We start from the raw sequence: 25,876 nt of genomic DNA on the forward strand, positions 1-25,876 counted from the left end.
AGTTCGCGCAGGAAGGCGGCAGAAATGCGTCGGCATTGGCTTCAATGTGAGATAAATCACAGACATCACACCTCACCTTGCGTCAGCACATCGGCCGATTCGGCCGGTGCCTCGGCCTTGGGGGCGCTTGCGGCATAGGCTTCGGTGAGCCGATCCAGATCGCCGGCATCGCAGATCAGGTGGTTCTTGTTCAGCCGATAGCGCTGATGGGTCGCGAACAGCGCATAGCCCTGTGCCGTGACCCAGGCCAGAAAGTCCGCTTCGACGGCGTTGTCGACCTCGACCATCATCACCGGCCGCGCCCGCTCCAGCACGCCGCTCAGCCCGGCCAGAACCTGCATTTCCATACCTTCGACGTCGATCTTGATGAAATCCGGCGTCACACCCTCGAGCAGCGCGTCGCCGCGATGCACCTCGAGTTCACCCTGCCCCTCAAGCATCTTGGCGCCGCCAAGGTTGCGGTCTCGGTCCTGCATGGCAAAGCCGCCGCCCTGCGCATCCGACACGCCAACCCCCAGTTTCGAGAGATCGACCGTGTCGCGCAAGCCATTGACCAGCACGTTGCTCACCAGAAGCTCGAAAGCCTTGGGATTGGGCTCGAAGGGGATCACCCGCGACGCCCCCAGAAACAGCGCGGCAAACAGCGTGTGATTGCCGACATTGGCACCGATATCGACAAAGACGCCGCCCTTGGGGAAAACCGACGCCAGCCGCGACAGCTCACTCATCTCATAGAACTGCCCGCGCCGATGATTGCGCTGCACCGGGTCGTTCTTCATGTTGACGCAAAAGGTCACCGCACGCTCCAGCACCCGTGCCTGCACGATCTGAAGCTTCACGCTCTCGACCGGACGGCCGAGGCGCAGACGCTTCTGGATACGTTTGATACGTGGGATCATCTCTGGTCGCCTGTGTTTGCGGGCGCGCGCGCCCTCTGCCTTCTGCCGTGGCATCGGTGGGCCAGAGGGCCCACCCCTGCCTCGTCTCAGCCGACAGAGCCTTCGAGCGAGATCGCCACCAGCTGCTGCGCCTCGAGCGCGAATTCCATCGGCAGCGCCTGAAGCACTTCCTTGGCAAAGCCGTTCACGATCAGCGCCACCGCTTCCTCTTCGTCCATTCCGCGCTGACGGCAATAGAACATCTGGTCGTCATCGACCTTGGAGGTTGTGGCCTCGTGCTCGACCCGCGAGGAATTGTTCTTCACCTCGATGTAGGGCACCGTATGTGCGCCGCATTTGTCGCCGATCAGCAGGCTGTCGCACTGGGTGTAATTGCGGCTGTTCTTGGCCTTCGGATGCATGCTGACCAGCCCGCGATAGGTGTTCTGCGCGAAACCGGCGCTGATCCCCTTCGACACGATGCGCGAGCGGGTGTTCTTGCCCAGGTGCACCATCTTGGTGCCGGTATCGGCCTGTTGGTAGTTGTTGGTGATGGCGATCGAATAGAACTCGCCCTGGCTGTCATCGCCGCGCAGGATGCAGGAGGGATATTTCCAGGTCACGGCAGAGCCGGTCTCGACCTGGGTCCACATGCATTTCGCCCGGTCGCCCCGGCAATCGGCGCGCTTGGTGACAAAGTTGTAGATCCCGCCCTTGCCGTTCTCATCCCCGGGGAACCAGTTCTGAACGGTGGAATATTTCACCTCGGCATCTTCCTCGACGATGATCTCCACCACTGCGGCATGCAACTGCGAGGTGTCGCGCTGCGGCGCGGTGCAGCCTTCGAGGTAAGAGACGTAAGAGCCCTTGTCGGCAATGATCAGCGTCCGCTCGAACTGGCCGGTGTTCTCGGCGTTGATGCGGAAATAGGTGCTGAGCTCCATCGGGCAGCGCACGCCCGGCGGCACATAGACAAAGGAGCCGTCGGAGAAGACCGCGCTGTTCAGCGTGGCATAGAAATTGTCGCTGACCGGCACCACGGATCCCAGGTATTTCTTGACCAGCTCGGGATGTTCGCGGATCGCCTCGGAGATCGAACAGAAGATCACGCCGGCCTTCTTGAGCTCTTTCTGGAAGGTCGTGCCGACCGAAACCGAATCGAACACCGCATCCACGGCCACCTTGCGGCCCTCGGCCGGGGCCTCCTCGGCACCTTCGACACCGGCCAGGATCATCTGTTCCTTCAGCGGAATGCCCAGCTTCTCATAGGTCGCCAGCAGTGCCGGATCGACCTCGTCGAGCGATTTGGGCTTTTCCGTCATGCTCTTGGGACGGGCATAGTAATATTGGTTCTGGAAGTCGATCTCGGGGTAATCGACCATCGCCCAGTCCGGCTCCTTCTTGGTCAGCCAGCGTTCATAGGCCGCCAGCCGCCATTCGGTCATCCATTCCGGCTCTTCGTTCTTTTCCGAGATCAGCCGCACGATATCGGGGGTCAGCCCCTTGGGCGCATATTCCGTCTCGATCTCGGTTTCCCAGCCATATTTGTAGGTGCTGACCTCGCGAACCGCATCCACGGTCTCCTGGTCGACGCCTTCTTTGACCTGGGTCTGGTCAAGAGCTGCCATGATATCTACCTCCGGTGTCACGCCGCGCGGGCGCGATGCTTTTCATATGCTCTGCACCACGCTTCGGCAAAGCGCAGCACGTCGTCTTCCGTGTTCGAAGGGCCAAGGCTCACCCGGATCGCACAGGCGGCCTCTTGCTCTCCATATCCCATCGCGCGCAGCACGCGGCTGGATTTGACCTTGCCGCTGGAACAGGCCGAACCGGCGCTGATCGCGAAGCCGGCCAAATCCATCGCCATGACCTGCGTCTCGCCCTTCCAGCCCGGTGCGATCATGCAAAGGGTATTGGGCAGGCGCGACGTCGATTTCCCGACTAAAATAATCTCTTTTTCCCGAGCCTCAATGGCTTTTTCTAGAATATTTCTAAGTTCCGCCACCCGCTCCCAGGTGCCATCGGCCAGATCGCGCGCCGCCTGTTCCGCGGCGGCGCCGAAACCGGCGATGCCGATCAGGTTCTCGGTGCCCGACCGGCGGCCCATCTCCTGGCCGCCGCCCCGGATCTGCGCCGCAACATCCAGCCCGCGCTGCAACACCAGCGCCCCCACGCCTTTCGGCCCGCCCAGCTTGTGCCCCGAGACCAGCGCCATCTGCGCCCCCGACCAGGCAAAGGAAAACGGCACCTTGCCAAAGGCCTGCACCGCATCGGTCAGCGCCAGCCCCGCCGGCAGGTCTTGCAGGATGCCGGTCTCGCTGTTGGCCGCCTGAAGCGCGGTTGCGGCGGGGTCCGCCACCGTCACCCGGCCCGCCGCATCCACCGGCAGCACACCCTCGCTCCAGGCGCCGACACAATCATGCTCGATCGCCGCCGAGGCCAGCCCGCGGCCTGCCAGCGCCAACCCGGCCGCCTCGGTGGCGCCGGAGGTAAAGACGATATCCGCCTCGCCGGCACCAAGCGCCTCGGCGACCTGCCGCCGGGCGGTCTCGATCAGACCCTTGGCGCGGCGGCCCTCGGAATGCACCGACGACGGGTTGCCCACCACCTCCATGGCGGCCAGCATCGCCGTGCGCGCGGCCGCACCGAGCGGCGCCGTGGCATTGTGATCGAGATAGACCCTAGGCACGCGCCGGCCCCTTCTTCTCTTTGCAAATACGCCGGGGGTCCGGGGGCAGAGCCCCCGAAACACGCGCCGCATGCCGCCCCGAACGACGCTCAGCCATCATCGACCACCGCGAACAATCCCGGCACCGCCGGACAGGGCGCCAGCTCGTTGCCGACGATATCCGACAGCCGGGTCTGGTGCAGAAACACATAGACATGCGCCGAAAGACCCTCCCAGAGCCGGTTGGACAGCGATTGCGCCCGGCTGCCCGAGAGCCCGCCGCTGGCGCCGGCCCCCTTGTGCATCGCATCCACCGTCTCGTCCACCGCCCCGAGGATATCGACAACCCTGATCTCGGTGGTCGGCCGGGCCAGACGGTAGCCGCCGCCGGGGCCGCGCACCGAGGCGACAAGCTCGGCCCGGCGCAATTTGACAAAGAGCTGCTCGAGATAGGGCAGCGAAATATCCTGCCGCTGCGAGATCTCCCCCAACGTCACCAGGCGCCCCTCGGGCTGGAGTGCGATATCGACCAGCGCCACCATTGCATAGCGCCCCTTGGTACTCAGCTTCATTCGGTTCTCCCCAGGACGCCCGCCAGGCCAGTTGACCTCAGTAACCATTAGGCTTATCTGCCACAAGCCCCGTTCCGTTTCCGGCATCGGGTTTAGAACCATTCTAAGGTTAACGGACAATTGCGTCAACAATTGCCACACCTTTGCGAGGAGTACAGCCCGTTATGCCCGAGGTCATCTTTCCCGGTCCCGAAGGACGGCTCGAAGGCCGCTATCACCCCCAGAAAGAGCGGGACGCGCCGATCGCCATCGTGCTGCATCCGCATCCGCAGTTTGGCGGGACGATGAACAACAAGGTTGTCTACAACCTGCATTACGCCTTCTACAACATGGGCTTCACCGTGCTGCGGTTCAATTTCCGCGGCGTCGGCCGAAGCCAGGGCGAATACGATCAGGGCGTCGGCGAATTGTCCGATGCGGCCTCGGCGCTCGACTACCTGCAATCGATGAACAACAATTCCAAGCATTGCTGGGTCGCCGGCTTCTCCTTCGGCGCCTGGATCGGCATGCAACTGCTGATGCGCCGGCCCGAGATTACCGGCTTCGTCTCGGCCAGCCCGCCGGCCAACATGTACGATTTCTCCTTCCTCGCGCCCTGCCCCTCGTCGGGGCTGATCATCAACGGCACCGCCGACCGCGTCGCGCCGCCGTCCGACACCACGGCGCTGGTCGGCAAGCTGCACGAGCAGAAGGGCATCACCATCACCCATGAAGAGATCGAGGGCTCGGGGCATTTCTTCGAGAACGATCACATGGACACAATGATCGGCACGGTCTCGGATTACGTCAAACGACGCCTGACCGAGACCTCGCGCTAGGGCCTGCCATGGGAGTGACCGAGGATCTGGCCGACGCCCTGGCCCGCGACGTGATCGAGGCGGCCGAGCTGATGGGCGACGAAACGCTTGTCGCCGAGACCGCCAAGATCATCGGTGCCTCCTCGACCACGGCCGAAGAGGCCTTTCTGACGGCCGTGCGCGTGCGCATGGCCGCCAAACGCGGCCGACGTTTCCTCGAAGACCGGCTGCGCGCCTTCGAGGCGAAGATCAAGGATCAGGGCTGAGGCGCGGCGCGACACGCAGCCAGATGCCATTGTCGGACCGCACCGTCAGATGCGCCACCGGCACCGGCGCCGGCCCCGCGCCAAGCGCGAAGCGGAAATGCCGCAGCAGGTAGGACAGCAGCAGCGGCCCTTCGACCATGGCAAACCCCGCCCCGGGACAGACCCGCGCGCCAGCGGAGAACGGCAGATAGGCCTCGCGCAGGCAGGTCTTGCCGTTATCGGTGGCGTAGCGTCCGGGATCGAATTCATCCGGCCGCTCCCAGAGCCGTTCGTGGCGATGCAGATGCCACGGGCTCAGCACGATCTGGCTGCCCTTGGGCACCTCGCGGTCGCGGAAGCTTTCGGGGCATTGTGCCTCGCGCACCATCATCGGCACCGGCGGATAAAGCCTGAGCGCCTCGCGAAAGACATCGCGCGACAGCCGCAGCTTGGCCATGACACCGAAATCCGGCGCCGCTTGCGCTGAACCGTTCGCCTCGGGCAAAAGCTCCGGCAGACATTGCGCTTCTTCCGCCAAACGCTCCTGCCACTCCGGGTACAGCGCCATGAGATAGAGCGTCCAGGCCAGGGCCGAGGCGCTGGTTTCATGGCCGGCAAGAAAGAAGATCGCCACCTGGTCGACCATTTCCTCGGTGGTAAAGGTCTCGCCGGTCTCGGGATCGGGCGTGGTCATGATCTTGGTGGCAAGATCATCGGGGGCGGTGCCGGCCGCGATCTCGGCCATGCGCGCGGTGGTCAGCCGGGTGATCAGGCGGCGGATGGTCCTGGCCGACGCCCGGGTGTCGCGGCGAAAGAACCGCGGCATCCATTTCGGCAGCGGTACAAAGGCCGCGAGGTTCAGGATCGGCTGGCTGCGCTGGTAGTGGTGGAACTCGGCAAAGACCTGCGACGCGATCTCATGTTCGATCGGAATCGAGAACAGCGTGCGAAAGATCACGTCTGCGGCGGCATGGCTGGTCTCGGCCTCGACCTCCAGCGTCTCGCCGCTATGCGCCGCCATCCGCTGCACCGCCGCCTCCGCCGCCGCGCGCATCGCCGGAAAGCCGTGCCGCAGGCGCCCGCCTTCGAAAGCCGGGTCGATGATGCGGCGCTGGCGTTTCCAGGTCTCGCCATTGGTGACAAAGACCGAGTTGCCCAGAAGCGGCCGCAGCCCCTCGCCGATGCGGTCGGATTTCGGGAAATCATCGGCCCGCTCTTTCAGGACCGCCCGGACCAGGTCGGGCTGGTTGACGAGGAAGGAGCGAAAGAATGGCGTACGGAACTCGGCCATCCAGGCGCGATAAAGCCGCGCCGGCTGAGCCGAAAGGATATCCTTGCGAAACAGCGACATGTAACGCAGAAGCGACACCTTGTCGGCGCGCGCGGGCGGTTTTGGCGGGCGTTTCATGGCGCGGTCGAGGTAAATTTGTTGACCGGTCGGTCGATCACCGACCGCGACGAGCGGCGGTTACGATAGCGCGTGGCCAGGGTGTCCGGGCCGGCCGTGATCTGGAAATAATCGTAGTCGCCGGGGCGGTCGAAGGCGCAGAGATACTGGAAATGCAGCCGGAAAAACCGCCAGCGCAGCGCCCTCCAGCGCTCTGGCGAGAGCGTTTTGGTAAAGGCGGCCGAGAACACCAGCGGCCATTTCTTCGCCGGCCCCGCCACTCCGGTGACCGCCACCGGATCGCAGAGCGCAAAGGCGCAGCCGTCTCCGGGCGCGGTGACATCGACCCAGAAGATTTCGTCGCGTTCGGACAGATAGGCAAGATCGGCGCGCAGCCGCCAGGCGCGCGGCAGAAAGCTGACCATCGGCACCACATGGCCGAGGCTGAGAAAGCCCAGTGCTGGTCCGTCTGGGCGCACATGGCCGGCGCGGATCAGATCGGACAGCACCGACACGCCCAGATGCGCGCCCGAGGAATGGCCGATCACCAGAATCTCGTCGACCGGGTCATCGCAGGCCGCGGCAATGCTCTCGACAAATTCCGCGATCCGCGCCTCGAGCTCGGGGGGCATCGCGCCAAACGCGCGGGCGTTGTAGGAATAATCGTGCATCAGGTAATAGACAAAAAGCTTGCCGTCCCACCTTCTGAACTGTTCCAGCAGCGCCCAGGCCAGCGCCAGCCCCGCCGCCCCTCCGACCAGCGGCCCGAGCCAGCCGACCCAGGGCGAAAGCAGCAGCCCGAGCTTGACCGCGCCCCAGACCACCAGCGCCGCCAGCGCCGCCTCGAGCAGCAGCATCACCACAGGATAGAGCGCCGCGATCACCGGCCCCTTTTGCAGCCTGGCCAACCGCCAGAAGGCGCCCGAGCCGATATAGGCGATCGCGGTATAGATCATCCGCAAGTAGCTGATGAAAATGCCGTGGCCCATCGAATGCTTGACGATGTCGGACCAGACCAGCACCTCGACCTCGGTCTCGACCACGGCGCCGTCAAATTCGCCGGTGACATGCCAGCCGTAGTTGCGCGATTTGGCGCGCGGGCGCAACGCGATGTCATAGCCCGAGATCGCGGCCTGTCTGGCTGCCTCGCGCCGATAGAGCTCGCGGTAGCGGCGCGGGTGAATCGGGTCGTAGCCGGGGATATAGAACACCCGGCGCTTGCCGACCCTTCGCTTGTCGCCACTGCCCATCTGCCACTCACTCTTTTGCCCCCGATCCTAGCCCGGTTTCGTGGCGAGAGTAAGGCGCTGGACAAGCCTCGCGGCGGCTCCTAGACCTGAGCCATGCCCGAGACACTCGACGCCACCCACCTGCTCTGCCCCCTGCCCGTGCTCAAGGCGCGCAAACGCCTGAAATCCATGGAAGATGGGGCAATCCTGGAGCTCCGCGCCGACGATCCGGCAGCGGTGGTGGACGTGCCGCATTTCTGCGCCGAAGCCGGCCATGCGCTGATCGAGACGCGCGCCGATGGCGCGGCCGAGATCTACGTGATCCGCAAGGGCGGCTGACCTCCCCAAATGCAAAAAGCCCCGGCGCATGGCCGGGGCTTTGCCTGATCAGCGGCCGATCGACCACCAGCCGCGTTTCTTCGGCTTGTCGGGGTCTTCCACTTCGGTCTCCTGCGCCACATCGGCGGTCTCGAGCACCGGCTCGGCCTTGGCCGTGGCGGGCTCCGGCGTCTCGGCCTCGGCCTGTTCCGGCTCCGCCGGGGCCTCGGGCTCGGGCTGGGCCTCGGGCTCTGCCGCGACGTCGGACTGCACCGGCTCTGCCGCAGGCGCATCCTCTGCCACAGGCGCGTCCTCTGCGATCGGTGCCTCGGGCTCTGTCGCCGGGGCCTCGGCCACCTCGTCCACTTGGGAAGCCTCGGCAGGGGCATCCACCGCTGCCGGTGCCGCTTGGGCCGCCGGCGTGTCCGCCGGCGCCTCTGCGGCGGGCTCAGCCTCGGCTGCCGGGGCCTCACTAGCCTCGGGCGTCTCCGCTGCGGCCGCAGGTTCCGGCGCCGCCGCAGGCGCTTCGCTCACCTCTGCCGGGGCCTCGGCCGCCTCGGTGGCGGCACCTTCGGCAACCTGCGCCTCTGGCGCGGCTGTCTCGTCCGAACCGGTCTCTTCGGTCTTGGCGCGCGAGGATTTGCGGCGGCTGCTCGACGTGCGGCGGGTGCGCTTGGGCTTGTCGCCGCTGCTTTCCTCGTCCGCCGGGCTGGCCTCGGCCTCTTCTTTCGGAGCTTTGGCTTTCTTGTCGCCATCGGCCTGTTTGTCGCCATTGGCGTCCTTGTCGCCATTGTCGTCGTCAGACCCGTCCTGCCCATCGCCATTGTTCTCGTCCGACTTGGACTTCCGCCGACGCCGGCGCCGCCGGCGCTTCTTGGGCTTGGGGGTCTCTTCTTCGCCGGTCTCGGGGGTTTCGGCCGGTGCCTCTTCGGCGGCCTGGGCCTCTTCTTCCGGTTCCTCGGTGTCTTCGTCGACCAGATCCATGATCTTGGTGTCGGCCGAGACGACGGGCGCTTCGGCCACCTTGCGGGTGGCGGTTTTCAGCTTTTCGATGGTGAAATCAGGGCTGACCAGCGCCGGATCGCCCTCGACCCGCACGGCAATGCCATAGCGCGCCTCGATCATCGCGATATGTTCGCGCTTGGCGTTCATCAGGTAGTTAGCAATCGTCACCGGGCAGCGCACCAGCAGTTCTTTGCAGCGGCGGCGGGTGCCTTCCTCTTCGATCTGGCGCAGCACTTGCAGGGCAAGGCTGTCATCCGAACGGATGAGGCCGGTTCCGTGGCAATGCGGGCACGGCGCGGTGGTGGCCTCGATCATGCCGGGGCGCAGACGCTGGCGCGACATTTCCATCAGGCCAAAGCCGGAAATGCGGCCCACCTGGATGCGGGCCCGGTCGGTCTTGAGCTTGTCCTTCAGCTTCTTCTCGACGGCGGCGTTGTTCTTGCGCTCGTCCATGTCGATGAAGTCGATCACGATCAGCCCGGCAAGGTCGCGCAGCCGGAGCTGGCGCGCCACCTCTTCGGCGGCTTCCAGGTTGGTCTTGAGCGCGGTCTCCTCGATCGAGCCTTCCTTGGTCGCACGGCCGGAGTTGACGTCGATGGCGACAAGCGCCTCGGTGACGCCGATCACGATGTAGCCGCCGGACTTGAGCTGCACCGTCGGGTTGAACATCGCGCCGAGGTAGCTTTCTACCTGATAGCGGGCAAAAAGCGGCAGCTGGTCGCCGTATTGCTTCACGTTCTTGGCGTGGGACGGCATGATCATCTTCATGAAGTCCTTGGCGATGCGGTAGCCGCGCTCGCCCTCGACCAGAACCTCGTCGATGTCGCGACTGTAGAGATCGCGGATCGAACGTTTGATCAGGTCGCCTTCTTCATAGATCTTGGCCGGCGCGATTGATTTCAGCGTCAGCTCGCGGATCTGCTCCCACAGGCGTTGCAGGTATTCGTAGTCGCGCTTGATCTCGGATTTGGTGCGTTTGGCGCCGGCGGTGCGGATGATCAGCCCCGCGCCCTGCGGCACGTCGATCTCGTTGGCAATCTCTTTGAGCTTCTTGCGGTCGGGGGCATTGGTGATCTTGCGGCTGATGCCACCGCCACGCGCAGTGTTGGGCATGAGCACGCAATAGCGGCCCGCGAGCGAGAGATAGGTGGTCAGCGCTGCGCCCTTGTTGCCGCGCTCTTCCTTGACGACCTGCACCAGCAGGATCTGGCGCACCTTGATGACTTCCTGGATCTTGTAGCGGCGCGGGCGCGGTTTGCGCGGCGGGCGGATGTCTTCCTGATCGTCGTCATCGGCCACCGATTCGATATCGCTGTCCTTGTCGGCGGCATCGGGCTTGGCCGGGGTCTCGTCTTCGTCGTCCTCGGTCTCGACCTCGGGGGCATCGCCGGTCTTGGCGGTGTCGTCAGCCGGCGTCTCGGTCGCGGACACGTCAGCCGCCTCCGGCGCCTCTTCCGCCTCGTCTGCCGGCGTGTCCGATTGGGGGGCGGCCGCTTCGACGGTCTCTTCCGCCTGAGCAGCGTCCGCCGCCGGTGCCGTTTCCGCCGCCTCGGCTTCGGGCGCATCGCCGCCCTCGGGTTCCTCGACCGGGGTCTCGGCGACGGTCGCCATCGGCGACAGCCCTTCGAGCGTGTCCTCGCCATCACCGAGGTCGATGGTTTCCATCCCCTCGACTTCGCGGCTTTCGATCGCATCGGTATTGGCGGTCTTCTCTGCCTTCGAGGCTGACCGGCGGCGGCGCTTCTTGGGGCGCGCCGCTTCTTCCTCGTCCCGCGCCTTCATGGCCTCGGCATAGGCGCGTTCTTCCTCCATCAGCGCCTCGCGGTCGGCGACGGGGATCTGGTAATAGTCGGGATGGATCTCGGAAAAGGCAAGGAAGCCATGGCGGTTGCCGCCATAGTCGACGAAGGCCGCTTGCAGCGACGGCTCGACCCGTGTGACTTTTGCTAGATAGATATTGCCAGCGAGCTGGCGCTTGTTTTCCGATTCAAAGTCGAATTCCTCGACTTTGTTTCCGTCCACCACCACGACGCGGGTTTCTTCCGCGTGGGTGGCATCGATAAGCATTTTCTTGGCCATTGTACTTTCATGCTTTCCCACAAGCCCAAGGCCGCGCGGGATATCCCGGGCGGCGCGGCGGATTGCAGGAAATGTCCGATTGGGGCGATGGTGGACGCGGTCAGCACAGGCATGGGTGCGGGGCCCGTGATGGCCCCTGCTCTTGCCCTCTGAATTCTCGCGCGTTGCATCGCGTTTCTTCTCCGACGGTCTGGCGCACGCACCATCCGCCCGTTTGCGGCCCGCCGCTTTCACAGTCGGGCTGGTCTTACGATCGCCGCCACGTCAATCTGGCGGTCCGGCGATCAGATCGGTCTGTCTCGGAAGGTTCGGGGCATCTGGCCCGCGTGACTTCGAAAACAGCGAAACTCTCGGGCAGAGGGACTGCGCCCTTTTGCCTTCTGTCAACATAAGGTGGGAAGGCGGGCAAATACAATGGGCAATCGTCAGCCGCACCGGCCCTGCGACAAGAAACGCCGCTTTTGCCGGTGCCCGGGACAGCCGTCACCGCCCCCGCGCCGGTGGCGCGCCGCCGACCGAGAGACCCCCGGATCAAGTCCGGGACGCGGGGCCTGAAACCTCCACGCCCCGCCAAGCCCCTCAGCCCGCCGCGTTCAGCCGCTTGATCAGGCTCGAGGTGTCCCAGCGCCCGCCGCCGAGCTTCTGCACATCCTTGTAGAACTGATCGACCAGCGCCGTCACCGGCAGGCTCGCCCCCACCTCGTCGGCGGTCTTCAGACAGATCGCCAGGTCCTTGCGCATCCAGTCCACGGCGAACCCGTGTTCGAACTGATCCGCCAGCATGGTCTCGAAGCGGTTCGCCATCTGCCAGGAACCGGCGGCCCCGCCGCTGATCACATCGACCACCGCCGCACCGTCGAGCCCGGCCTTCTGGGCAAAATGCAGCCCCTCGGACAGCCCCTGCACCAGCCCGGCAATGCAGATCTGGTTGACCATCTTGGTCATCTGCCCGGCCCCGCTCTCGCCCAGCCGGCGGCAGGCCTTGGCATAGGCCGCGATCACAGGCGCGGCCCGGTCGTAGGCCGCCTGATCGCCGCCGCACATCACCGCCAGCTGGCCGTTCTCGGCGCCTGCCTGCCCGCCGGACACCGGCGCGTCGACAAAGGAGATGCCGCCAGCCTCGGCCGCGTCGTAGAGCTCGCGCGTCACCGCCGCCGAGACCGTGGTGTGATCGACAAAGACCGTGCCCTCGTCCATTCCGGCAAAGGCGCCCTCTTCGCCCAGGCACACCGCCCGCAGGTCGTCGTCATTGCCGACGCAGGCCATCACGAACTCGGCGCCCCGGGCCGCCTCGGCCGGCGTCGGGGCACTGGCACCGCCATGCTCGCCGGCCCAGGCCTCGGCCTTGGCGGCGGTGCGGTTGTAGACGGTCACCTCGTGGCCCGCCTTGGCCAGATACCCGGCCATCGGATAGCCCATCACGCCCAATCCCAGAAATGCCAGTTTCGCCATGTCGTGTGCTCCCGCTTTTGTCTTGCATCCGTTTCCTTTAAGGGGTTCTCACCCGAGCCGGACGGGAAGACAAGAGGCAAGGCAAGGCGCAGATGGCAAGCTTATTCAAATGGCTGTTCAGGCTGGCAACGGCCCTCGTGGTGCTCTGCCTGCTGGCGGTGGCCGCGGTTTATTACCTCGCCTCGCGTTCGCTGCCCGATTACGACAAGGAGCTGGCGGTGCGCGGCATCGACGGACCGGTCGAGATCGTGCGCAACAATGCCAATGTGCCGCATATCTTCGGCGCCGGGGATGCGGATGTGTTCTTTGGCCTGGGCTATGCCCATGCGCAGGACCGGCTGTGGCAGATGGTGACCCTGCGCCGCACCGTGCAGGGCCGGCTGTCCGAAGTGTTTGGCCGTCGCACCCTGAGCACCGACACGCTGATGCGCCGGCTCGATCTCTATCCCCGCGCCACCCGGTCGGTGGCGGCGCAGGATGACCGCACCCTGGCGGCGCTGACGGCCTATGCGGCCGGCGTGAACGCCCGACTGGACGAGATCAACCGTTCGGCGCTGGGCCGCGGCGCGCCCGAGTTCTTTCTCTTCGAGGCGCCCATCGCGCCCTGGCAACCGGCCGATTCCATCGCGCTTATCAAGCTGCTGGCGGTGCAGCTCTCTGGCCAGATGCAGGAAGAGGTGCTGCGCGCCCGCACGTCGCTGCTCATCCCCGACGAGGACCGGCTGCGCGATATCCTGCCCGATGTGCCCGGCTCCGGCACCGCGGCGCTGCCGGAATATGCCGCCCTGGTGCCGGAGATCCGCAAGGGGCACCAGGATTATGCCCGCCTGCCGCGCGACCCGCTCTCACCCTTCGCGCCGCGCGGGCTGGCCGGGGCGTCGAACGCCTGGGCGGCGGCGCCCTCGCGCTCGGCCTCGGGCGGCACCCTGCTGGCCAATGACCCGCACCTGGGCTTTACCGCGCCGGCGATCTGGTATCTGGCGAGGCTCGAGCTTGAAACCGGCGGCGTGATCGGCGCCACGGTGCCCGGCGTGCCGGTGGTGATGGCCGGCAAGAGCCCCAATCTCGGCTGGGGTGTCACCTCGTCTTACCTCGACGATCAGGATCTCTATATCGAGCAGCTCAACCCCGACAATCCGCAGCAATACCGCACCCCCGGCGGCTTCAAGGATTTCGAGACCCGCCGTTCGATCGTCCGCATCAAGGATGAGGCGCCGGTCACCGTCACCCTGCGCTGGACCGACAATGGCCCGGTGCTGCCGGGCTCGCATTTCGATCTGGGCGCGATCACCCCCGCCGGCCATGTCGCCACGCTGGCCTGGACGGCGCTGAGCGATGCCGACACCTCGCTCAGCGCCGCCATGGGGCTGATGTACGCCCAGGATATCGACGCGGCGGTGGCCACCGGCAAGGATTTCGTTGCCCCGAGCCAGATGCTGACCCTGGCCGACAAGGAGGGCATCGCGCTGCAACTGGTCGGCCGCATGCCGCGCCGCTCCGAGCGCCACGAGAGCCAGGGTCGCCTGCCCACCAAGGGCTGGGCCGCCGAAAACCGCTGGCAGGGCAGCCTGCCGTATGAGGACAACCCCTCTTTCCTGCGCCCCGAGGGCGGCATTGTCGGCAATACCAACAACAAGGTGATCGACCGGCCCTTCCCAGAGCATGTCTCCTTCAATTGGGGCGACAGCCAGCGGATCGAACGCTGGACCCGGCTGATGCAGGGCCGCGAAGTGCACACCCGCGACAGTTTCACCGAGGCCCAGCTCGACACCGTCAGCTTTGCCGCCCGCTCGCTGCTGCCGCTGATCGGTGCCGATCTCTGGTTTACCGGCGAGGCCGCCCCGGCCGGCACCCTGGCCCGCCAGCGGCAGGTGGCGCTGACCCTGCTGGCGGATTGGAACGGCGAGATGAACGAACATCTGCCGGAACCGCTGATCTATGCCGCCTGGCTGCGCGCGTTGCAGGAAAGGCTGATCCGCGACGATCTCGGGCCGCTGGCGGATGAATACACCCATGTCGAGCCGCTGTTCATCGAACGGGTCTACCGCGACATCGACGGCGCCAGCGCCTGGTGCGACATCCTGCAATCCTCGCCCGAGGAGAGCTGCACCGATATCGCCCGCCTGGCGCTGGACGATGCAGTGGTCTGGCTGGAAGAGACCCACGGCCGCGACCTCTCGGCCCTGCGCTGGGGCGACGCGCATGAGGCGACCCATGATCACCCGGTGCTGGGCGAGGTGCCGGTGCTGCGCCATTTCGTCAATATCCGCCAGTCGACCTCGGGCGGCGACCATACGCTCTTGCGCGGCCGCACCCGCGGCACCGGGGCCAACCCCTATCTGAACGTGCATGGCGCAGGCTATCGCGGGGTCTACGACTTCGCCGATCCCGACAGTTCGGTCTTTATCACCTCCACCGGCCAGTCCGGCCACTTCCTGTCCCGCCACTACGACGATCTCGGCAGCCTGTGGCGGCGCGGCGAATATATCCCGATGTCACTGGATGAAGATCTCGCGCGGGCGGCAGCAACGGGGGTGACACGGCTGATGCCGCAGTAGCTTTGCGGCATCTGATCGCCCCCGTTTGCGAGAGCCGCGCCATCGTCGACCCGGGTGGCGATCCAACGGCCGTGAAGGCCACTTTATCCCGGCCAGGCCCGTAACAGTTCGCGAAAGAACGCCGACAGCAGCCAAATTGCAGCCTCGGGAAGCGGGCCTGCGATGGCGCAGCAGCCTGCGCCCCGGCCCAGCCAACCCGCTACCGTACAGACCTTCACCGTCCCGGCCCTGCGCCGGGACCTCCCGGCCAGCCTCACACCGGCGCGTTCGGTTGCTTGCTCGGGCTGCGCCCCAGTTCCGCGCCCTACAGCCTTGCGAATTGCGCTTCCTGTTTGCGGCTCCAGGCCACCTTGAGCCGATAGCCGGTCTCGTCCTGCGCCTCGTCGGTCACCAGACCGCGCTCGAACAGCCAGGCGCGCTTGCGGCCCTCGCCGAAACCAAGCGCCACTTCGGTCTCGTGTTTCTCGGCCTCGAGCGCGCGGGTCACGGCATCGAGGAAATCTCCCATGCCGTCGCCGGTCACCGCCGAAAGCGTCACGATGGCATCGTCGCGGGCCGCGCGGGCCTGAAGCGCGGCCCGGTCCTCGGCGGCAATCCGGTCGATCTTGTTCCAGATCTCGAGCTGCGGGGTGCTGTCAGGCACCCCGAGGCTGCCCAGGATAGCCCGCACGTCCTCGGCCTGCTCTTCGCTGCCCTCATGGCTGATGTCGCGCACATGGCAGATCACATCCGCCGCCAGCACCTCTTCCAGCGTGGCGCGGAAGGCGGCGACCAGTTCGGTCGGCAGGTCCGAGATAAAGCCCACGGTGTCCGACAGGATCACCTCGAGCCCGTTGTCGAGTTCGACCGCGCGCATCGTCGGGTCGAGCGTGGCAAAGAGCATGTCCTTGGCCATGACCTCGGCCCCGGTCAGCCGGTTGAACAGCGTCGATTTGCCGGCGTTGGTATAGCCCACCAGCGCGACAATCGGAAACGGCACCTTGGCGCGGGCCTTGCGGTGCAGGTCACGGGTCTTGACCACCTTGTCGAGCTGCCGGCGCAGGCGCACCAATTGATCGTCGATCGCCCGCCGGTCGGCCTCGATCTGGGTTTCGCCGGGGCCGCCGACAAAGCCGAGCCCGCCGCGCTGCCGCTCGAGGTGGGTCCAGGCGCGGACAAGGCGGGTGCGCTGATAAGACAGCGCCGCCATCTCGACCTGCAACACCCCCTCGCGGGTGGCGGCGCGGTCGGAAAAGATCTCGAGGATCAGCCCGGTGCGGTCGAGCAACTTGACCCCCCAGTCCTTTTCGAGATTGCGCTGCTGCACCGGTGTCACCGGCCCGTCGACCAGCACCAATTCGACGTCCTCGGCCTTGAACCGGGCGCCCAGTTCCTCGATCTTGCCGGAGCCGAAGAGCTTGCCGGGCTGAACGTTTCTCAGGCCGACGACCTCGGCGCCCACCACCTCGAGATCAGGCAGCGCCGCGGCCAGGGCCACCGCCTCTGCCAGCGCCGGTTCGGGCGTGCGCCGGTCCTGATCGGACTTGATGTCGGGATGCAGGACCCAGGCACGGGTCACATGCGTGTCATGCTCTTTCAAGCGCCCTCGTCACCGTCATAAAGGTTGATCGGCTGGGCCGGCATGATCGTCGAGATCGCATGTTTGTACACCAGCTGCGACTGCCCGTCGCGGCGCAGCAGCACGCAGAAATTGTCGAACCAGGTGATCACGCCCTGAAGCTTGACGCCGTTGATCAGGAAAACCGTCACCGGAACCTTGGTCTTGCGCACGTGATTCAGGAACGCGTCCTGAAGGTTCTGTCTGTCCGAAGCCATACCTAAATTGCCTTTGTTCTTGCCGTAGTTGCCGCGGATCGGCCCCCTCACTGAGGCGCGAGTATGTCGTGCCAGCCAAGGGTTTTCCAGCCCCGAATGACGACAAATTATGCTGCGGTGCAGCAAAAGTCAATTGCGCCACAGGTTGGGCGACAAAAGCGCGATGATCGCCAGCGTTTCCAGCCGCCCCAGCACCATGGCCGCGCCATAGACCAGCTTGGCCCCGGCGTTGAGCTCGACCAGCACGATCGGCGCCTCCAGCGCCACGTCGGTCAGCGGCCCGGTTGTCGACAGCGCCGAGGTGGCCAGCACGATGGCGGCGTCGAAACGCACGCCAAAGCCGCCGAGAATCACCGTGATCGCCGCCAGCGAGATGGCGAAGAGCATGAAGAAGACCCAGGCCACAAAGGCGCCGTGCCGGCGGATGCGCCGGCTGACGGCGCGGGCATTGCCGACCGAGGAGGGATGTACCAGCCGTTCGATCTCGCGCCGGCCGTTGAGATAGAGCGCGAAGACCCTGAGCAGCTTGACCCCGCCGGCGGTGGTGGCCACGCCGCCACCGATCATGGCAAGCCCCAGAAGGATGATGCCCGGGTTGTCGAGGCCGGACCAACTGCGCGCGGCGGCCCAGTCGGCGCTTTCGAAGCCGGTGGTCGAGAGAAACGACAGCACGGTGAACATGCTGCCCCAGGCCGCACGGACGGCCGAGAACAGGTCGTCAACCTCGTCGACCTCGAAGGCCCCGGCCCAATGGCGCAGGATCAGAAAACCGGGCACCAGCACCACCAGCAGCAGGCCCAGCCGGAACTCGGGGTCATGGCGCAGATCGGCGGCAGCGCCGGTGACGGTGTCATTGGTGAAGGTCAGCCGCGACAGCGAGAACAGCAGGAAGAGAAAGATCAGCCCCTCGCCGACAAAGCCGGCCGCACCGCTCTGCACCCCGCCGATTGGCGAAATGCCGGAGGTCGCCAGCGTCGAGGCGGCATGGCTGAAGGCCACCAGCGGCGCCTCGCCCGCCACCAGCAGCGTGATCCAGAGCGCCAGCGTCAGCCCGAAATAGACCGGGATCAGCCGCCACGAGGTCCGCATCAGCCGGGTCACCGGATCGGCGCCTTCCATGGTGGCGACGCGGGCTTCGCCACCGCCCGGCTCGGCGCTGGCGGTCACCTCGAAGCCGCCGAGATTGAGCGGCGCGAGGATCGCCGCCGCGGCGATCCACATCAGCAACCCGCCCATCCAGCCGACCAGCGCGCGCCAGAGATGCAGGGTGTCGGACAGCCGTTCCGGCGCAAACAGCGTCGCGCCGGTGGTGGTAAAGCTCGAGACCATCTCGAGATAGGCGTTGAGAAACGAGGTGGTGCGCAGCGCCTCGTGAAATGGCACCGCCATGATCAGCGGCAGCACGGTGAAGGCGCCCAGCAGCCCCAGCAGCTGGCGCAGGCCGGAACGGTTCTGCACCTGGTTCGAAATGGCGATGCCGACAAGGCTGACCAGGATCAGCGTCAGCAGGCCGGCATAAAAGAAGGTGCGCGCCTGGTGAAACGCTTCCGAGGCCAGCGCATGCACCGCCGGAACCATCATCCACAGCCCGCAAAGCCCCACAAGCTGAAGAAAGAAGGGAAGGTTTTTCAGGGTGTTGAGCATCTAGAAAAAGTCGATCGAGACCTGGAGCAGGCGCTCCACCTCAGGGACATCCTTGGTCATCGAGAACAGCGCGATGACATTGCCCTCTTCGATCCTGAGCGCGCCCGTGGGCCGCATCACCTTGCCCTCCTGCAAGACCGCGCCCACCAGCACACCCTCGGGGAAATCGATGTCGCGGATGCGCTGGCCGGCGATCGGCGAGGTCGAAAGCACCTCGGCCTCGATCACCTCGGCCTCGGCATCGCCCACCGAATAGACACCGCGCACCCGGCCATGGCGGATGTGGCGCAGGATCGAGCTGACGGTGGTGGCGCGCGGGTTGATATAGGCGTCGATGCCCAGCGGCCCCATCAGCGGCACCAGCGTCGGATCGTTGATCAGCGCGATGGCAAAGGGACAGCCCTCGGCCTTGGCGCGCACCGCCGCCAGCATGTTGACCTTGTCGTCGTCGGTGACCGTCAGCACCGCGTCGGCGCGGTGGATATTGGCCTCTTTCAGCAGCGCCGCATCCAGACCGTCGCCATTGAGCACGATGGTCCGCTCGAGGATATCCGCCGCCCGTTCGGCGCATTTGCGGTTCTTCTCGATCACCTTGGCGCGGATCCGCTCGGCCCGGGATTCGAGCGCCTGCGCCACGGCGAGGCCGACATTGCCGCCGCCGACCAGCACCACGCGCTCCTGCTTGGTCTGGGTCTTGCCGAAGATCTCCATCGTGCGGGTCACGTCGTCGATGTGGCTCATCAGATAACAATCGTCGCCGGCAAAGAGCTGATCGCCGGGATCGGGCGCAAAGAGCGTGCCCTCGCGACGGATCGCCACCACCACCGACCGCAGGGTCGAGAACAGATCGGTGAGCTGGCGCAGCGGCGTGTTGAGCACCGGGCATTCGGCGGTGAGCCGAAGACCGAGAAACTGCGCCTTGCCGTCGAGGAAATGCTCGGTGTCGAAGGCGGCCGGCGCCGAAAGCCGTTGCAGCGCGGCGTCGGCGACCTCCTTCTCGGGCGAGATCACCACGTCGATCGGCATGTGATCGCGGCGGTAGAGATCGGAATAGATCGCGTCGAGATAGCTCTGAGAGCGCAGTCGCGCCACCTTGCGCGGGATGGCAAAGACCGAATGGGCCACCTGACAGGTGACCATGTTGACCTCGTCGGAATGGGTGGCGGCGATGATCATGTCGGCATCGCGCGCGCCGGCCCGGTCGAGAATGTCGGGATAGCTGGCAAAACCGGCAATGCCCTGCACGTCCAAGGTATCGGTGGCCCGGCGCACCAGGTCGGGGTTGCTGTCGACCACCGTGACATCGTTGCGCTCACCCGACAGATGACGCGCGATCTGCCAGCCGACCTGTCCGGCGCCACAGATGATAACTTTCATGGCTCAGGCTCCCCTGCCCCGATCGCGAAAATCATCCTTGGCAGATGCGTGCAAGAGCGTCAACGCGCTACGCGGATGGCGACGGGCCAGCTGTGGCAAATACGGCAAGCGGCCGCGTTCCGGCCGCCTCCCGGGCAAAAAGACTTGCAAAAGCCGCCCGAGATTGCTGTGACGCTGAAAACCTGCGCAGCCACACAGCGAGAGAGACCGCCGGATGACCCTGACGAAGACTAGCCTGAGAACCGTGACCCTGGTCTCGGCGCTCGCGATTCTGGCGAGCTGCGGACAACGCGACCGGTCGGCGCCGCGCCCCGACCCGCAGGCGCTGGAATGCATGACCCGGGCGATGTACTTCGAATCGAACCGCTCGAGCCGCGACGGCATGATCGGGGTGGGCACCGTGGTGATGAACCGCGTCGCCTCGGACGATTTCCCGGATACGGTCTGCGGCGTGGTCTCGCAGAAGAACCAGTTCGCGCCGGGCGTGATGACCCGCCCGATGACCGACCGGGGCCTGCCGCTGGCGCTGGAATCGGCGCGGGCGGTGCTGCAAGGCGAACGCCATCCGCTGATCACCAATGGCCGGTTCTTCCACGCCGCCTATTACGTCGCGAACTACAACAACATCCATTATGTGGCGACCGCCGGCGGCAATGCGTTCTACGAAAAGCGCCGCCCGGAACTGGTGACCCGCCGCACCCCGCCGACCCAGATCGAAGGCCTGACCGGCGGCTGATCCCCCGTCCCGGGTGCGGGCCGGGTGTTTTCAGCGGGATTATGGCTCTTCGCGAGGACCGGGGCACTTCGCCGACCCAGAGGCCCCGGCGCGGGGCCGGGGCGCGGATCTCGGGCCAATTTCCCAACGCCCTGACCGGCGGCAGCGCCCCCCCCCCCGTCCCGGGCCCGCCCCGGGACCTCTGGCCTTGAGGCCAAGACGCCGGGCCTACTGCCCGAAGCCCTGCATGGCCTTGAAATCCATCTTTTCCAGCGTGGCGAGCATGGTTTCGGTATCCGCGCCGGAGACCTGAACCAGAATGCGGTTGGCCACAAGCCCCATGATCTCGCCGTCCTGAATGGCGAATTTCTGGCGGTTCACCCGTTCGACCGTCAGCCCCATCATTGCGGCATTGTTGATCACCCCCGCCAAGCTCGCCACCATCGGATTGTCGGCCATGAGCTTGATGGCAAAGCGCTTGCCCTCGCCGGCATAGCTTGCCTCGGCGCCAACGCCACCGCCGATCATTGCCAGCCCCGGGGCCGCCTCTTCGTCGATCTCGCGGGTCCAGCCTTCGGGCGCCGGCGGCAGAAAGGCGCTGAGCGCGCCGGTCTTGCGGCCAAGCAGCTGCTGCCTCGCGATGTCGATCTCATCGAGGGCGTATTGGATATCGCCCGCTTCATAGGCCGCGAGGGCGCTGTTCAGGGTGTCGGTGATCTCGTCGGCCGCCAGCGGCGTGGCAACAAGACAGGCGGCGGTCAGAAGGCCGGGGAAAATACGCATGAAAAATCTCGTGTGGTGCGGTTATTCGCGAAACCTGCCGCGAAGCGACGCGCAAGACAAGCCCGCCGCCGGGTGTCGGCTGTTCAGAGACCGAGCCGCGCCTTCTGTTGCGCTTGCCAGGCGCGCACCGCTTCCAGCGTTTCCCATTCATACCGCGGGTCTTCCGTCACCCGGCCGAACCACAGCCGCCCCTGGCCGATGCGCCAGGGATCGAGCAGCAGCCCCGCCTCCATCGGCCGGCCCCGGGCAGAGACCACCACCGAGACATGTTCGAGCCGGACGTTGCGGGCATTGGAAAAGCCGACGTGCAGATCGATGGTCCGCAGCCTCTCGGCATGCAGCGCCGCATAAAGCGCATTGGTCCAGTCGCGGCAGAGCCCCTTTTCGCGCAGGCCGTGGATCACCTTGAAATTGTGCTTCAGCGGCGGGTCGACCACCTGCCATTCCTCGGCCCAGTCGAGCGGCCGCAATACCGCGATCCGCGCGGTGCGCCCCGCCTCTTGCGCATCCACCTCCGGCCCCAGCGCCAGAAGCGCCCGGGTCAGCGCGGCGATCCGGGCCTCGCTGTTGCCGGTTTCGGCGAAACTCATCTGCGGCGCCGGCGCGCCGCAGCCGGCCGACAGCCCCAGCGCCGCGAGGCCCAGGGCCACGCGGCGCCGCGTCATCACTGCTGGCACCGGTCAGCCCGCCTGTGCCGCCGTCTCGCCGACCCGCGCCACCCGGGCACCGGATTTCGACGAGGTGACCACGCCCAGCGACTTCAGCTTGCGGTGCAGGGCCGAGCGCTCCATGCCGACAAACGAGGCGGTGCGGCTGATGTTGCCGCCGAAGCGGTTGATCTGGGTCAGCAGGTATTCCCGCTCGAAGGCCTCGCGCGCCTCGCGCAGCGGCAGGGTCGCCAGCGTGCCGGCCAGCACCACCCGGCCCTCTTCCTGCCCCGCCGGCGCATCCTGCGGCAGCTCGTGGGCGTCGATCTCGCCGGTGCCGTCGCCAAGGATCAGCACCCGTTCGATCAAGTTCTTGAGCTGGCGGACGTTGCCCGGCCAGGTCATCGTCTGCATCAGGGCCACGGCCTCATCCGACAGGCTGCGCATCGGCAGGCCCTGGGTGTCGTGGCAGACCTTGATGAAATATTGCGCCAGCACCGGGATATCCTCGCGCCGTTCCTCAAGCGAGGGCACGGCGATCGGCACCACGTTGAGCCGGTGATAGAGCTCCTGGCGGAAGCGCTCGGCCTCGATCTCTTCTTCCAGGTTACGGTTGGTCGAAGAGATCACCCGCAGGTCCACCCGCACCTTGTCGGTGCCGCCGACGCGGGTGAACTGCTGATCGACCAGCACCCGCAGGATCTTGGACTGAGTGCCGAGCGGCATGTCGGCCACCTCGTCGAAATAGATCACCCCGCCATGCGCCTGTTCCAGCAGGCCGGCCTCGACGCCGCGTTCGGCGCTCTCGCGGCCGAACAGCACCTCCTCCATGGTCTCGGGCTCGATCGAGGCGCAGTTGACGGTGATGAAAGGCGCCTCGGCGCGGGCGGAATGGGCGTGGATGTAGCGCGCCGCCACCTCCTTGCCGCTGCCGGCCGGCCCGGTCAGCATCACCCGGCCGTTGGATTTGGTCACCTTGTCGAGCTGGCCCAGCAACGCCCGGAACGCGGCGCTTTCGCCGACCATCTCGGCGGCGGTGCTTTCCTTGCGCTTGAGCTGCTGGTTCTCGCGGCGCAGACGCGATGTCTCCATCGCGCGGCGGATCACCACCAATAGCTGATCGATGTTGAACGGCTTCTCGATGAAGTCATAGGCGCCCTGCTTGATCGCGGCGACGGCGATCTCGATATTGCCATGGCCCGAGATGATCACCACCGGAATGCCCGGGTTGTCGCGCTTGACCGTCTTGAGGATGTCGATGCCGTCCATCCGGCTGTCCTTGAGCCAGATATCGAGGATCATCAGCGCCGGCGGCTCGTCGTTGAGCGCGGCCATGCATTCATCCGACCCGCCGGCAAGACGGGTGGTAAAGCCCTCATCTTCCAAAATATCCCCGATCAGCTCGCGGATATCGCGTTCGTCGTCGACAATTAGAATATCGCTCATTTGCTCGTTTCCCCTCGGTCCTCTTCACGCACACTGTCCAAATCCGCCGCCAAAGGCAGCCGGATCACGGCCATCGCCCCGGCAGCGGGCTGGCCGTCAAATCGCGGCGCGTCTTCCAGTGCAAGACTGCCGCCATGTTCCTCGATGATCTTCTTGACGATGGGCAGGCCCAGCCCGGTGCCCTTGTCGCGGGTCGTCACATAGGGCTCGAACAGCCGCGCGCGGTCTTCGGGCAGGCCGATGCCGTTGTCCATGATGTGGATCAGCGCCTGGCGGCCCTCGTCCTCGCAGGTGACGCGGATCATCGGCCTGTGGCCCTCGGGCGCGCCACGCTCTTGCAGGGTCTCGATGGCCTCGCCGGCGTTCTTGATCAGGTTGGTCAGCGCCTGGCTGATCATCGTGGCGTCGAGATCGGCCATCATCGGCCCTTCGGGCAGAGCCACGTCGAAGCGCACATCCGGCTGGCCGCTTTCCTGCAACAGCAGCGCGCCGCGCAGCAGGTCGACCACATCCTCCGGCGCGCGGTCGGGTTCCGGCATGCGGGCGAATTTCGAAAATTCGTCGACGATGCGCCGCAGATCGTTGGTCTGGCGCACGATCACCCCGGTCAGCTCCTCGAGCTTGGCGGCGCTGGCCGCGTCGAGCTCGCGGCGGAACTTGCGATGGATGCGCTCGGCCGAAAGCTGGATCGGCGTCAGCGGGTTCTTGATTTCATGCGCGATGCGCCGCGCCACGTCGCCCCAGGCGGCCATGCGCTGCGCCGCCACAAGGTCGGACACATCGTCGAAGGCCACCACATAGCCTTCGAGCCCGCCGTCCTCGCGGCTTCGGGTGGCCATGCGCACCAGCAGGTTCTCCTGCCGGCCCTCGCGCACCACCTTGACCTCTTGCTGCACCACGTTGCGTTCGCCGGCGGCCAGTGCCTCGAACAGCGGGCCGAATTCCGGCACCGCCACATTCAGCGGCACGGTCTGGCGGTTTTCGCTCCAGCCCAGAAGCCGCTCGGCCGAGCGGTTGACGAAGGACACCCGCCCGGCATCGTCGAGCCCGACCACGCCTGACGTCACCGAGGACAGCACCGAATCGAACATCCTGCGGCGGCGTTCGATCTGGCGGGTGTTGTCGAGCAGGGTCTCGCGCTGGCCCTTGAGCTGACGGGTCATCTGGTTGAAATAGCGGCCGAGCATGGCGATCTCGTCGTCGCCTTCCTCTTCGCGCACCTGCACATCCAGATCGCCGGCACCGACCCGCTGCGCCGCGCCAGTCAGCCGGCCCACCGGCCGCGACAGCCGTTCGGCGAACCACAGGCCCAGCCAGGTGGCGGCCAGCACCAGCAACAGCGCAAAACCCAGGTAGATCAGCGCGAAGTCGAACAGGCGCCGGCCGCGCTCACTTTCCTGTTGCTGATAGAATTGCGCGGTCTGCTGGGTATCGTCGAGCAGGTCGAGCAGCTCGCCGTTGACGTTGCGGGAGATATAGAGATAGCGGTCGGGAAATTCGCTGAGCGGCACGATGGCGCGAAACTCGCTGTTTTCCCAATCCTCGATCAGGCTCAGGCTGTTGTCGCCCTGGCTGGCGGCGATCTGCGCCGCCGTGGGTTTCTCGAAATCGAACAGGTAGGACCGTTCGCCACGGGTGCGCAGCTCGCCGGTGCCGTCGATCAGATAGGCCTCGCGCAGCCCGCGCTGGATCAGCCCCTGCCCGTCGGTCAGCACCTTGCGCAGATTGGTCGTCGGATCGCGCAGCACGGTCGGACGCTGGGCATTGATATAGCCGGCCAGCGCGCGGGCATCCTCAGCCAGATCCTCGCGCTGTTCGGCCTGATAGGCCTTGGCGGCCGAAAGCGACGCCCCCACCACCTGGCGCACCCTGTCCGAGAACCAGGTCTCGAGCCCGATGTTGATTGTCAGCACGGCAAAGACCGCCACCGTCACCGCCGGGATCAGCGCCATCAGCGCAAACACCCCGGTCAGCCGCAGGTGCAGCCGCGACCCGGCCGAACGCGCCCGGCGCGCCGCCACCATCCGCGCCACCCGTTGCAGCACCAGCGCCGCGATCAGCAGGACATAGACAAAATCCGCCAGCAGGATCAGCCGCAGCCCCGGCGCGCTGGCGCCCATGTTGAGCGGCCCCATGACAAGAAAGGTGGCAAACGCCAGGCAAGGGCCCAGCACCACCAGCGCCAGGGTCGTGATGTTCTGGACCCGGCGCTGACGCGCCCACCGCCGCAGCCCCTCCAGAGAGACCCGCCGAACCGGCGG

Annotated in this window: 21 protein-coding genes; 5 read left to right on the forward strand and 16 right to left on the reverse strand. The window is 66.0% G+C overall.

The window, feature by feature from the left end:
- Nucleotides 1-65: 65 nt before the first annotated feature.
- From AC0J5K_RS09790 to iscR, 4 genes are all read right to left on the reverse strand, one after another.
- On the reverse strand, nt 66-899 hold the full coding sequence (locus tag AC0J5K_RS09790; protein WP_074834920.1) for an FkbM family methyltransferase: 834 nt from the start codon (nt 897-899) through the stop codon (nt 66-68).
- Nucleotides 900-985: 86 nt separating this feature from the next.
- Entirely contained in the window at nt 986-2,506 is a 1,521-nt protein-coding gene (sufB, locus tag AC0J5K_RS09795; RefSeq protein ID WP_274563169.1) for a Fe-S cluster assembly protein SufB, read from the reverse strand.
- 17 nt (nt 2,507-2,523) lie between these two features.
- Complete coding sequence (locus tag AC0J5K_RS09800; protein WP_274563167.1) at nt 2,524-3,567, reverse strand: cysteine desulfurase family protein; 1,044 nt, start codon at nt 3,565-3,567, stop codon at nt 2,524-2,526.
- 89 nt (nt 3,568-3,656) lie between these two features.
- Entirely contained in the window at nt 3,657-4,118 is a 462-nt protein-coding gene (gene iscR / locus AC0J5K_RS09805; RefSeq protein ID WP_048531283.1) for a Fe-S cluster assembly transcriptional regulator IscR, read from the reverse strand.
- A gap of 164 nt (nt 4,119-4,282) precedes the next feature.
- Between iscR and AC0J5K_RS09810 the strand changes: the two genes are divergently transcribed.
- Together AC0J5K_RS09810 and AC0J5K_RS09815 are read left to right on the forward strand one after the other, a co-directional pair.
- Entirely contained in the window at nt 4,283-4,936 is a 654-nt protein-coding gene (locus AC0J5K_RS09810) for an alpha/beta hydrolase (protein ID WP_048531281.1), read from the forward strand.
- Between the two features lie 8 nt (nt 4,937-4,944).
- Entirely contained in the window at nt 4,945-5,181 is a 237-nt protein-coding gene (locus tag AC0J5K_RS09815; RefSeq protein WP_048531279.1) for a hypothetical protein, read from the forward strand.
- Here AC0J5K_RS09815 and AC0J5K_RS09820 read toward each other — a convergent pair.
- The gene (locus AC0J5K_RS09820) at nt 5,165-6,568 is read right to left on the reverse strand and encodes a cytochrome P450 (RefSeq protein ID WP_274563164.1); all 1,404 of its coding nucleotides are present in this window, start codon (nt 6,566-6,568) and stop codon (nt 5,165-5,167) included. The genes AC0J5K_RS09815 and AC0J5K_RS09820 overlap by 17 nt on opposite strands.
- Nucleotides 6,565-7,797, reverse strand: coding sequence for a hypothetical protein (locus tag AC0J5K_RS09825; protein WP_074834928.1), 1,233 nt, complete (start codon nt 7,795-7,797; stop codon nt 6,565-6,567). The genes AC0J5K_RS09820 and AC0J5K_RS09825 overlap by 4 nt, the downstream gene beginning before the upstream one ends.
- A gap of 93 nt (nt 7,798-7,890) precedes the next feature.
- Between AC0J5K_RS09825 and AC0J5K_RS09830 the strand changes: the two genes are divergently transcribed.
- On the forward strand, nt 7,891-8,115 hold the full coding sequence (locus AC0J5K_RS09830) for a sulfurtransferase TusA family protein (protein ID WP_048531274.1): 225 nt from the start codon (nt 7,891-7,893) through the stop codon (nt 8,113-8,115).
- Between the two features lie 48 nt (nt 8,116-8,163).
- Here AC0J5K_RS09830 and AC0J5K_RS09835 read toward each other — a convergent pair whose 3' ends face one another.
- Nucleotides 8,164-11,178 (reverse strand): Rne/Rng family ribonuclease, encoded by a 3,015-nt coding sequence (locus AC0J5K_RS09835; RefSeq protein ID WP_274563160.1) that lies wholly within the window; start codon nt 11,176-11,178, stop codon nt 8,164-8,166.
- Nucleotides 11,179-11,757: 579 nt separating this feature from the next.
- Nucleotides 11,758-12,630: an NAD(P)-dependent oxidoreductase gene (locus AC0J5K_RS09840; protein ID WP_274563158.1), complete on the reverse strand. Its 873-nt coding sequence runs from the start codon at nt 12,628-12,630 to the stop codon at nt 11,758-11,760.
- A 92-nt stretch (nt 12,631-12,722) separates the two neighbouring features.
- Here AC0J5K_RS09840 and AC0J5K_RS09845 point away from each other — a divergent pair, with 92 nt between their 5' ends.
- The gene (locus tag AC0J5K_RS09845) at nt 12,723-15,188 is read left to right on the forward strand and encodes a penicillin acylase family protein (RefSeq protein WP_074834934.1); all 2,466 of its coding nucleotides are present in this window, start codon (nt 12,723-12,725) and stop codon (nt 15,186-15,188) included.
- Between the two features lie 304 nt (nt 15,189-15,492).
- On the opposite strand, the gene hflX is transcribed toward AC0J5K_RS09845, so the two are convergent.
- From hflX to trkA, 4 genes are all read right to left on the reverse strand, one after another.
- Nucleotides 15,493-16,767 carry a GTPase HflX gene (gene hflX, locus AC0J5K_RS09850; protein WP_074834936.1) on the reverse strand — a complete coding sequence of 425 codons (1,275 nt, stop codon included), beginning with the start codon at nt 16,765-16,767 and terminating at the stop codon, nt 15,493-15,495.
- Complete coding sequence (hfq, locus tag AC0J5K_RS09855) at nt 16,764-17,003, reverse strand: RNA chaperone Hfq (RefSeq protein ID WP_048531263.1); 240 nt, start codon at nt 17,001-17,003, stop codon at nt 16,764-16,766. The genes hflX and hfq overlap by 4 nt, the downstream gene beginning before the upstream one ends.
- Nucleotides 17,004-17,132: 129 nt before the next feature.
- Complete coding sequence (locus tag AC0J5K_RS09860; protein ID WP_048531261.1) at nt 17,133-18,647, reverse strand: TrkH family potassium uptake protein; 1,515 nt, start codon at nt 18,645-18,647, stop codon at nt 17,133-17,135.
- A complete protein-coding gene (gene trkA, locus AC0J5K_RS09865; protein ID WP_048531259.1) occupies nt 18,648-20,024 on the reverse strand; it encodes a Trk system potassium transporter TrkA in 1,377 nt (458 codons plus the stop codon).
- 214 nt (nt 20,025-20,238) lie between these two features.
- On the opposite strand from trkA, the gene AC0J5K_RS09870 reads away from it, so the two are divergent.
- Complete coding sequence (locus AC0J5K_RS09870) at nt 20,239-20,760, forward strand: cell wall hydrolase (RefSeq protein WP_274563152.1); 522 nt, start codon at nt 20,239-20,241, stop codon at nt 20,758-20,760.
- Between the two features lie 207 nt (nt 20,761-20,967).
- On the opposite strand, the gene AC0J5K_RS09875 is transcribed toward AC0J5K_RS09870, so the two are convergent.
- From AC0J5K_RS09875 to AC0J5K_RS09890, 4 genes are all read right to left on the reverse strand, one after another.
- Nucleotides 20,968-21,522 (reverse strand): hypothetical protein, encoded by a 555-nt coding sequence (locus AC0J5K_RS09875; RefSeq protein ID WP_074834940.1) that lies wholly within the window; start codon nt 21,520-21,522, stop codon nt 20,968-20,970.
- Between the two features lie 83 nt (nt 21,523-21,605).
- Nucleotides 21,606-22,187 carry a hypothetical protein gene (locus AC0J5K_RS09880; RefSeq protein ID WP_048531253.1) on the reverse strand — a complete coding sequence of 194 codons (582 nt, stop codon included), beginning with the start codon at nt 22,185-22,187 and terminating at the stop codon, nt 21,606-21,608.
- A 15-nt stretch (nt 22,188-22,202) separates the two neighbouring features.
- The gene (gene ntrX / locus AC0J5K_RS09885) at nt 22,203-23,615 is read right to left on the reverse strand and encodes a nitrogen assimilation response regulator NtrX (RefSeq protein ID WP_048531251.1); all 1,413 of its coding nucleotides are present in this window, start codon (nt 23,613-23,615) and stop codon (nt 22,203-22,205) included.
- Nucleotides 23,612-25,789, reverse strand: a complete 2,178-nt coding sequence (locus AC0J5K_RS09890; RefSeq protein ID WP_407657373.1) for a sensor histidine kinase NtrY-like — start codon at nt 25,787-25,789, stop codon at nt 23,612-23,614. The genes ntrX and AC0J5K_RS09890 overlap by 4 nt, the downstream gene beginning before the upstream one ends.
- Between the last annotated feature and the right edge of the window lie 87 nt (nt 25,790-25,876).

The sequence above is a fragment of the Marinovum sp. E3 genome, from assembly GCF_055755275.1.

Bases quoted from the DNA above. Each gene is read 5' to 3' on its own strand.
- AC0J5K_RS09790 (WP_074834920.1), bottom strand. From the start codon at position 899: ATGATCCCACGTATCAAACGTATCCAGAAGCGTCTGCGCCTCGGCCGT.
- sufB (WP_274563169.1), bottom strand. From the start codon at position 2,506: ATGGCAGCTCTTGACCAGACCCAGGTCAAAGAAGGCGTCGACCAGGAG.
- iscR (WP_048531283.1), bottom strand. From the start codon at position 4,118: ATGAAGCTGAGTACCAAGGGGCGCTATGCAATGGTGGCGCTGGTCGAT.
- AC0J5K_RS09810 (WP_048531281.1), top strand. From the start codon at position 4,283: ATGCCCGAGGTCATCTTTCCCGGTCCCGAAGGACGGCTCGAAGGCCGC.
- AC0J5K_RS09815 (WP_048531279.1), top strand. From the start codon at position 4,945: ATGGGAGTGACCGAGGATCTGGCCGACGCCCTGGCCCGCGACGTGATC.
- AC0J5K_RS09820 (WP_274563164.1), bottom strand. From the start codon at position 6,568: ATGAAACGCCCGCCAAAACCGCCCGCGCGCGCCGACAAGGTGTCGCTT.
- AC0J5K_RS09825 (WP_074834928.1), bottom strand. From the start codon at position 7,797: ATGGGCAGTGGCGACAAGCGAAGGGTCGGCAAGCGCCGGGTGTTCTAT.
- AC0J5K_RS09830 (WP_048531274.1), top strand. From the start codon at position 7,891: ATGCCCGAGACACTCGACGCCACCCACCTGCTCTGCCCCCTGCCCGTG.
- AC0J5K_RS09835 (WP_274563160.1), bottom strand. From the start codon at position 11,178: ATGGCCAAGAAAATGCTTATCGATGCCACCCACGCGGAAGAAACCCGC.
- AC0J5K_RS09840 (WP_274563158.1), bottom strand. From the start codon at position 12,630: ATGGCGAAACTGGCATTTCTGGGATTGGGCGTGATGGGCTATCCGATG.
- AC0J5K_RS09845 (WP_074834934.1), top strand. From the start codon at position 12,723: ATGGCAAGCTTATTCAAATGGCTGTTCAGGCTGGCAACGGCCCTCGTG.
- hfq (WP_048531263.1), bottom strand. From the start codon at position 17,003: ATGGCTTCGGACAGACAGAACCTTCAGGACGCGTTCCTGAATCACGTG.
- AC0J5K_RS09860 (WP_048531261.1), bottom strand. From the start codon at position 18,647: ATGCTCAACACCCTGAAAAACCTTCCCTTCTTTCTTCAGCTTGTGGGG.
- trkA (WP_048531259.1), bottom strand. From the start codon at position 20,024: ATGAAAGTTATCATCTGTGGCGCCGGACAGGTCGGCTGGCAGATCGCG.
- AC0J5K_RS09870 (WP_274563152.1), top strand. From the start codon at position 20,239: ATGACCCTGACGAAGACTAGCCTGAGAACCGTGACCCTGGTCTCGGCG.
- AC0J5K_RS09875 (WP_074834940.1), bottom strand. From the start codon at position 21,522: ATGCGTATTTTCCCCGGCCTTCTGACCGCCGCCTGTCTTGTTGCCACG.
- AC0J5K_RS09880 (WP_048531253.1), bottom strand. From the start codon at position 22,187: ATGACGCGGCGCCGCGTGGCCCTGGGCCTCGCGGCGCTGGGGCTGTCG.
- ntrX (WP_048531251.1), bottom strand. From the start codon at position 23,615: ATGAGCGATATTCTAATTGTCGACGACGAACGCGATATCCGCGAGCTG.